Annotated in this window: 8 protein-coding genes and 1 pseudogene; 7 read left to right on the top strand and 2 right to left on the bottom strand. The window is 72.7% G+C overall.

Going from position 1 to position 7,307, the window contains the following annotated elements:
* Both AB0C29_RS25065 and AB0C29_RS25060 read left to right on the top strand, forming a co-directional pair.
* Nucleotides 1-291, top strand: a 291-nt coding sequence (locus AB0C29_RS25065; protein WP_360824545.1) for a SpoIIE family protein phosphatase, incomplete at its 5' end; no start/stop codon positions are given.
* Nucleotides 292-363: 72 nt separating this feature from the next.
* The gene (locus tag AB0C29_RS25060; protein ID WP_360824542.1) at nt 364-804 is read left to right on the top strand and encodes an ATP-binding protein; all 441 of its coding nucleotides are present in this window, start codon (nt 364-366) and stop codon (nt 802-804) included.
* Nucleotides 805-835: 31 nt separating this feature from the next.
* Here AB0C29_RS25060 and AB0C29_RS25055 read toward each other — a convergent pair whose 3' ends face one another.
* Entirely contained in the window at nt 836-1,183 is a 348-nt protein-coding gene (locus AB0C29_RS25055; protein WP_360824539.1) for an STAS domain-containing protein, read from the bottom strand.
* A gap of 128 nt (nt 1,184-1,311) precedes the next feature.
* On the opposite strand from AB0C29_RS25055, the gene AB0C29_RS25050 reads away from it, so the two are divergent.
* The 4 genes from AB0C29_RS25050 (at nt 1,312) to AB0C29_RS25035 (ending at nt 5,754) form a co-directional block, all read left to right on the top strand.
* Nucleotides 1,312-2,322, top strand: coding sequence for an aldo/keto reductase (locus AB0C29_RS25050; protein ID WP_360824536.1), 1,011 nt, complete (start codon nt 1,312-1,314; stop codon nt 2,320-2,322).
* Nucleotides 2,323-2,396: 74 nt separating this feature from the next.
* The gene (locus tag AB0C29_RS25045) at nt 2,397-3,812 is read left to right on the top strand and encodes an APC family permease (RefSeq protein ID WP_360824533.1); all 1,416 of its coding nucleotides are present in this window, start codon (nt 2,397-2,399) and stop codon (nt 3,810-3,812) included.
* Nucleotides 3,809-4,822, top strand: coding sequence for an acetamidase/formamidase family protein (locus AB0C29_RS25040; protein WP_360824530.1), 1,014 nt, complete (start codon nt 3,809-3,811; stop codon nt 4,820-4,822). The genes AB0C29_RS25045 and AB0C29_RS25040 overlap by 4 nt, the downstream gene beginning before the upstream one ends.
* Nucleotides 4,823-4,863: 41 nt before the next feature.
* A complete protein-coding gene (locus tag AB0C29_RS25035; RefSeq protein WP_360824527.1) occupies nt 4,864-5,754 on the top strand; it encodes a methyltransferase domain-containing protein in 891 nt (296 codons plus the stop codon).
* A gap of 9 nt (nt 5,755-5,763) precedes the next feature.
* Here the strand turns inward: AB0C29_RS25035 and AB0C29_RS25030 are convergent, their stop codons facing one another.
* Nucleotides 5,764-6,228 carry a hypothetical protein gene (locus AB0C29_RS25030; RefSeq protein WP_360824524.1) on the bottom strand — a complete coding sequence of 155 codons (465 nt, stop codon included), beginning with the start codon at nt 6,226-6,228 and terminating at the stop codon, nt 5,764-5,766.
* 169 nt (nt 6,229-6,397) lie between these two features.
* Here AB0C29_RS25030 and AB0C29_RS25025 point away from each other — a divergent pair.
* Nucleotides 6,398-7,307 (top strand): annotated as a pseudogene (locus tag AB0C29_RS25025) (hypothetical protein); the annotation flags it as partial.

Genomic DNA, 7,307 nt, shown 5'->3' with positions numbered 1-7,307 from the left:
GCCGAGGAGCTGCCCCTGCCGCGCGGCGTGCTGCTCGGTGCGGCCGACAACGCCCGGTATCCGGTCGTCACGGTCCAGCTCCGGCCGGACGACCTGGTGCTGTTCTACACCGACGGGCTGGTCGAGCGGCGCAACCCCGACGGCGGGGACCTGCTCGACCGGGTGCTGCGCACGCTGGCCGAGGTGTCGGCCGAGCCGGGCGAGCTGACCCTCAAACGCCTGCGGGACCTGCTGCCGGCGGCCGGCCCGGACGACGACACCTGCACGCTGGCCGTCCGCGTCCTGCCCTGATCGGCCGCCGATCGACCGCGGCAAATCGGCAGGGATGTTTCCACAAGATCCCCAGGGGCAATCAGGCAGCCCATGAGTCTGTTGCGGACGTCGCCGCCGCCCGCGCAGGCCGTGGAGCTGGAGCAGTGGTCACTCTCGCACGGCGACGAACTGCGGCCCCTGCGCCTCGGTCTGCGCGATGCCCTGTCCGCGCACCGCCTGGTCGATCCGGCCGCGACCGACGAGGTCGCCGACCGGGTCGTCCTGGTTGCCACCGAGCTCGCCAGCAACGCCCTGCGTCACGGGCGCCCGCCGGCCGTCGTCCACCTGCTGCGCTGCGACGGGCGGTTTCTCGTCGACGTCGCGGATCAGGACGTGGCCGGAGTGCCCCAGCTGGCCGGCATCCACCTGGCCGGGGTGGGCGGCCGGGGGCTGCACATCGTCCGCACCCTGGCGCTGGACCTCTGCTGGTACGCCACCGCGACGACCAAGCACATCTGGGCGTCCTTCCCCGTGACCGATGCGGAGCTCTGAGCCGGCCCGCCCCGAGCCGGCCCGTCCACCGTCAGCTCGCCCGGGGTCCGTCGACGCAGAGCACCTCGGCCAGGCCGGTGATCTGCAGGACCTGCCGCACCATGCCCTCGGCGTTGGTCACGCCGAACCGCCGCCCGGCCCGCTGCGCCGCCTCGTAGCCGGCCAGCAGCCCGGCGATCCCGTGCGAGTCCAGGAACTCGGTGCGCCGCAGGTCGACCATGACCTCCCGGACGCCCGGGGCCCGGGCCGCGCGCACCAGAGCATCGGACAGCTCGGCGGCCACGCTCATGTCGAAGTCGCCGGCCAGGCGCACGTGCAGGACGCCGCCGGGCGTGGTCCGGGTGCTGATCTCATGGGTCGGAGTAGTCACAAGCAGCATGTCTAGCACGCAGGTATGACATCCCGGTCCGTCGCACACGGCACGATCCGGTCACGGGTAAGTGGCCCAGGAAATCGGGCACGGATTGGCCCCTGTGGCCGGGCCGGTTCCCTCCTAGCGTGGTCGGCATGCGATACCGATTTCTGGGTGGGACCGGCCTGGCCGTCAGCGAGCTCTGCCTCGGTGCGATGGGCTTCGGCCGGGAGTCCGACGAGGCCCTGAGCGCCCGGATGCTGGATCACTTCGCCGAGGTGGGCGGCACGTTCGTCGACACCTCCGACGCCTACAACGGGGGGCTGTCGGAGGAGATCGTCGGGCGCTGGCTCAAGGGCCGGAACCGGCAGTCCGTCGTCGTCTCGACCAAGGTCCGCTGGGGGCCGGGCGGCAATCGGGAGGGGCTCGGCCGCAAGCACCTCCGTACGGCCGTCGAGGCCAGCCTGCGCCGGCTCGGCACCGACCACATCGACGTCTACCACGTGCACGGCTGGGACCCGGCCACCGGTGTCGAGGAGGTGGTCCGCACCCTGGACAACCTCGTGACCAGCGGCAAGGTCCGCCACCTGGCGGTCAGCAACTGGTCCGTGCGGCACGTGCAGCAGGCGCTCGACCTGGCCGGCCGGCACGGGCGCGAGCCGTTCGTGGCCATCCAGGCGCTGTACAACCTGCTCGACCGGGAGGCCGAGTGGGAACTGCTGCCGCTCGCGGGCGAGCAGCGGCTGGGCTTCCTGCCGTGGTCGCCGCTGCGGGGCGGCTGGCTCTCCGGCAAGTACCACCGCGGCGTGCGGGAGCCGCTGCCGGGCACCCGGATCGCCGAGGCCGGGCAGCAGGAGAACTGGCAGGAACGCTGGCAGAACTACGACAACGAGCATACCTGGACGGTCCTGGACGTGCTGCACGCCGCGGCCCGCGAATCGGGCCGGTCGCCGGCCCAGGTCGCGCTGAACTGGCTGCTGCGACAGCCGCACGTGACCGCCCCGGTCATCGGCGCGCGGACCTTCGCGCAGCTGGAGGCCAATCTGGGGGCGACCGGGTGGGACCTGGACCCCGCGCTGAGCGCGGCGCTGACCGCGGCGAGCGAGCGGCGGCTGCCGTACCCGTACGAGATCCTGGCCATCAGCGGCCGATCGGCGGGCGCCTGACGCATAGGTGCCGGTAGATATGGGTAGCCTCCGGCCCGGACAGGTCGAGGAGGCCCGGGTCTAGGAGGCACGCCGTGACGCAGCCACCGGAGGGACCGGCCACCGCCGGACTCGAGAAGTACGGGTACCGCCAGGAGCTCAGCCGGTCGCTGACCTTCACCGACCTGCTGATCTACGGGCTCATCTTCATGGTGCCGATCGCACCCTTCGGCATCTTCGGCAGCGTGTACAGCGGCTCCGGCGGCATGGTCGCGCTGGCCTACGTGGTCGGCATGGTGGCGATGATGTTCACCGCCCTGTCGTACGCCCAGATGGTGCGCGCCTTCCCGATGGCCGGTTCCGTCTACAGCTACGCCGGCCGGGGCATCGCCGCCCCGGTCGGCTTCCTGGCCGGCTGGGTCATCCTGCTCGACTACGTGCTGGTGCCCGGGCTGCTCTACCTGATCGCCGGCGTCGCGATGAACTCGCTGGTCCCGGCCGTACCGGTGTGGCTCTGGCTGGTCGCGTTCGTGGCCGTCAACACGGTGGTCAACTATCTGGGCATCCAGATGACCGCCAAGGTCAACCGGGTGATGCTCGTCGCCGAGCTGATCGTGCTGGTGATCTTCCTGGTGGTGGGCGTGGCCGCGCTGCTGCAAGGGAAGGGCGACGGCTTCTCGTTCAGCCCGTTCTTCAACGCCGACACGTTCTCCTGGTCCGTGGTCTTCGGCGCGGTGTCGATCGCGGTGCTGTCGTTCCTGGGCTTCGACGGCATCTCCATGCTCGCCGAGGAGAGCCGGGTCGAGGCGCGCCGGATCGGCCGGGCCATGGTCGGCGCGCTGGTGCTGGCCGGCGCCCTGTTCATCGTGCAGACCTGGGTGGCGTCGCTGCTCGTACCGGATGCGCCCGGTCTCCTGGCCGACGGCGACCCGGAGGGGACCGCCTTCTACGACGCGGCCCGGGCCGCCGGCGGCGGCTGGCTGGCCGGCCTCACCGCGCTGGCCACCGCCATCGCCTGGGGCTTCGCCAACTCGCTGGTCGCGCAGGCGGCGACCAGCCGCCTGCTGTACGCGATGGCCCGCGACCGGCAGATGCCGTCCTTCCTGGCCCGGATCAACCAACGCCACAAGGTGCCGGCCAACGCCACCCTGCTGGTCGCCGCGGTGTCGCTCGCCCTGGGTCTGGCCATGGCCGCCCGCGACGACGGCATCTCGTTGCTGTCCACGCTGGTCAACTTCGGTGCGATGACCGCGTTCCTGGCGCTGCACGTGGCCGTGGTGATCCACTATGTGGTGCGCCGCGGCAGCCGCGACTGGCTGCGCCACCTCGTGGTGCCGGTGATCGGCTTCCTGATCCTGCTGTACGTGGTGATCAACGCCAAGGTGGCGGCCCAGGTGCTCGGGTTCGTCTGGCTCGGCCTCGGCCTGGTGGTGCTGGCCGTCTTCTACGCCACCGGCCGCCGCCCGGTGCTGGCCGGCCTGGCCGAGCCGAGCGAGAAGGAGAATCCATGACCGAGGTGCTCAGCTACCGTCCTCGCCCGGAGGAGCTCGCCTACACCTTCGGCGGGCGCGAGCCAGTGCGCCGCGTGCGGCCGGGCACGGTCCTCGAGCTCTACACCGAGGACTGCTTCGGCGGCCGGGTGCGCGAGGTCGGTGACCTGCCGTCGCAGGTGTGCGAGTTCCCGTTCCTCAACCCGGTCACCGGGCCGTTCTTCGTCGAGGGCGCGGAGCCCGGTGACACCCTGGCGGTGCACTTCGCCGAGATCGTGCCGGCCCGCGACTGGGCCGTGTCCACGACGTTCCCGCACTTCGGCGCGCTGACCGCCACGCACACCACGGCCATGCTGCACCCGCCGCTGGAGGAACTGGTCTGGCGCTACGACGTCGACGTCGCCGCGGGCACGGTGCGCTACCGGGCCCGGCGCGGCGACTACAGCGTCGAGCTTCCCCTGGACCCCATGCACGGTACGGCCGGAGTCGCGCCCGCCGCCTTCGAGAGCCGGATGACGATCGTCCCCGACGTGCACGGCGGCAACATGGACAGTCCGGAGCTGCGCGCGGGGGTGACGGCGTACTTCGGGGTGAACGTGAGCGGCGCGCTGTTCGCCCTCGGCGACGGGCACTGCCGGCAGGGCCACGGTGAGGTCTGCGGCACCGGGGTGGAGTCGGCGATGAACACCACGGTGATCGTCGACGTGATCAAGGGGGCCGAGACGCCGACACCGCGGCTGGAGAGCGACACCGCGCTGATGTCCGCCGGCTCGGCGCGGCCGCTGGAGGACGCGTACCGGATCAGCCAGCACGACCTGGTGACCTGGACGGCCGGGCTGGTGGGGCTGGATCTGCTGGACGCGTACCAGTTGCTCAGCCAGGCGGGCGAGGCCCCGGTGGGCAACGTCTGCGACCCGAACTACACGATGCTCGCCAAGGTCGACAAGCGGTACCTGGGCCCGGCGACGGCCTACGACGGTGTGCATGCCCGCCTGCGTACGGCGGCCGAGGGGTATCTGGCCACCCGGTAAATCGGTAGGTGCCGGCGCCGGCGGTCGGCTAGCGTCCCGCCATGATCTATCAGCACCCGCTGGCGTACCTGCTCGGCCTCGAGGGTGTCGCCCTGCTGCGCGCCTTCGCCGGCGACCACGACCGGGCGTTCGCCGAGGCCCGCATCGCCGAGATCCGCCGGCTGCTGGACAGCGCCGAGCTGCGCGGCGAGGGCGTCACGGCAAGCCGGGTGGACACCGTGGCGGGATACCGGGTCTGGTCGCGGACCTACGACGAGCCGGGCAACGGCCTGTTCCCCGCCGAGGAGGCCCTCGTGCACGAGATCCTCGACGGGCTCCCGGCGGGCGTCGCCCTGGACGCGGCCTGTGGCACCGGCCGGCACGCCGAGCACCTGGCGGGGCGCGGCCACCGGGTCATCGGCGTGGACAGCTCACCCGACATGCTCCAGCAGGCCCGCACCCGGGTGCCGGCGGCCGAGTTCCGGCAGGGCGACCTGCACAGCCTGCCACTGCCGGACGACCACGCCGACGTCATCGTGTGCGCGCTGGCGCTGGTCCACCTCGACGAGCTGGGGCCGGCCTTCGGCGAGTTCGCCCGGGTGCTGCGCCCGGGCGGTCACCTGGTGATCACGGACGTGCACCAGGAGCTGGTCGCGCTGGGCTCGGTGCCACGGGTGCGGTCGGCCGGCGGTGAACCGGGGCTCCTGCCGGCGTACCGGCACCGGGCCGCGGATTATCTGGCGGCCGCCCTGCCGCTGGGCCTGCAGGTGCGCCGGTGCGAGGAGCCCGCCCGCGGGACCGGCGAGGCGACCGGGACCGTGCCGGAGACGATCGACCCCGGCCCGTGGGACGACTGGCCGTGGTCGCTGCTGGGCATCGTCCCGGCGGCCGCGGCGGCAGCCTGGGGGGACACGCCCGCTCTGATGGTCTGGCACTTCCAGCTGGCCGGATAGCCCGGCGTTCTACTGGGCCTGATCCTCCATCATGGCGGCGCGGACGGCGCCGGGGGAGATGCCGTACTCGCGGGCCAGGTCGGCCACCGACCAGCCGGTCAGCCTGATCGCCTCGGCGCGTTCCCGGCGCAGCGTCGAGCGGGCCGAGCGGGCCAGGTCCGGGGCCAGCCGGCCGCGTTCCACGGCGTCGAGCCGGGTGAAGGCGACCAGGGCGAGCAGCAGCCGGGTCATCCCCGGGGCGTCCGCCAGGCCGTCGGTGTCCGCCGGTGGTGCCGCGCCGGCGCCGAGGCTGGCGTGGACGAGCTGCTCGCTTGCGGAGAGCAGCATCTGCGCGGCGTGGTGCAGCCGCAGGGCTTCCTCCGGCGGCAGCGCACCGGTGTACGCCAGGTCCCAGACCGCCGTCTGCAGGTACTCGGTGATGTCCGGCGCGGTCCGTCGCTGCTGCTGGTGCTCGGTTTCCGGGGTGGCCGACACGTGTGACCTCGTCTCCTCGTCGGATTGCCGTTCGCAGAAACTTCGGCGGCCGGCGCCCGGTTGGATGCACCCGCCGGCCGATGCATCGACGCGAACCCACTTCGGCCGGGCCCGCCGTCATCAAGGATGAGGTGATGCACCAGCAGGTGGAAGCGGCACAGGAGATCTGATGGCGGCTCTCGCGGTCACGGCCGTGTTCGTGCTGATCTTCGTGCGCGCGGCGGTGGGCTACGCGCGCCGGCGGGATCCGCTGCTGCGCGACGTCATGCTGATCTTCGCGTCGGTGGCCATGCTGTTCGTCCTGGGCGTGCTCCGGCTGACCATGGGTGAGCCGCCGCGCGCCGCGGTCGCGCTGATCACCGCGGTGCTGCTGGGGCAGCCGCTCTGCACGTTGCGGCTGGTGAGCCGGATGCGGCCGGTACCGCTGTGGGTCATGTGGGGCGCGTTCGCCGCGTGGCTCGCCTCCGCCGTTCCCGTCCTGGTCGTCCCGCCGCCACTGCCCGAACGCGTGGTGTGGCCCACGGTGCTGCTGTTCTTCGTGGTGGAGGCGGTCGCCGCGGCGCTGCTGGCGGCGGACGCCCGGCGCCGGGGCGGCGCGGCCCGGATCCGGCTGTGGTGCGCCGCCGTGGGCACCCTGCTGTTCGGGTTGGTGCTCCTGTTCGCCGGGGCGGAGGTCACGGTGCTGGCCCGCTCGGTCGCGGTGGTGTCGGCGCTGATGTACCTGCTGGCCTTCATGCCACCGCATTGGCTGCGGCGGATCTGGTCGTGGGGTGCGGCGTACGGCCTCATGCGCAGCCTGCTGGCGGCCCCGCCGGCCGAGCCCGCGCACCGGATCTGGCAGCGCTACTGCCGCAGCGCCCGGCACGTGCTGGGCGCCGACGCCCTGGTGATCCTGCTGCCCGGGCCGGCGGACACGGTGCAGCTGATCAGCGATCCGGAGCTCGACCTGGACGCCCGGCGCTACCGGCCGATCGACGTGAGCGGCCTGTCCACCGGCCCGGTGACCATCGACGCCCTGGCCGGCTGGACCGATCCGCCGCCGGCCGCCGCCGACCTGGCCCGGATCAGCGGCACCCGGT

Origin of the sequence: Actinoplanes sp. NPDC048791 (genome assembly GCF_040650095.1) — a bacterium.
Lineage (GTDB): Bacteria > Actinomycetota > Actinomycetes > Mycobacteriales > Micromonosporaceae > Actinoplanes.
Note: the sequence above shows the minus strand (reverse complement) of the source record. Positions and strands in the feature narration are given on the sequence as shown.

What these genes read in the sequence shown, in the direction of transcription:
- AB0C29_RS25060 (WP_360824542.1), top strand. Translation starts at nt 364, where the DNA reads ATGAGTCTGTTGCGGACGTCGCCGCCGCCCGCGCAGGCCGTGGAGCTG.
- AB0C29_RS25055 (WP_360824539.1), bottom strand. Translation starts at nt 1,183, where the DNA reads ATGCTGCTTGTGACTACTCCGACCCATGAGATCAGCACCCGGACCACG.
- AB0C29_RS25050 (WP_360824536.1), top strand. Translation starts at nt 1,312, where the DNA reads ATGCGATACCGATTTCTGGGTGGGACCGGCCTGGCCGTCAGCGAGCTC.
- AB0C29_RS25040 (WP_360824530.1), top strand. Translation starts at nt 3,809, where the DNA reads ATGACCGAGGTGCTCAGCTACCGTCCTCGCCCGGAGGAGCTCGCCTAC.
- AB0C29_RS25035 (WP_360824527.1), top strand. Translation starts at nt 4,864, where the DNA reads ATGATCTATCAGCACCCGCTGGCGTACCTGCTCGGCCTCGAGGGTGTC.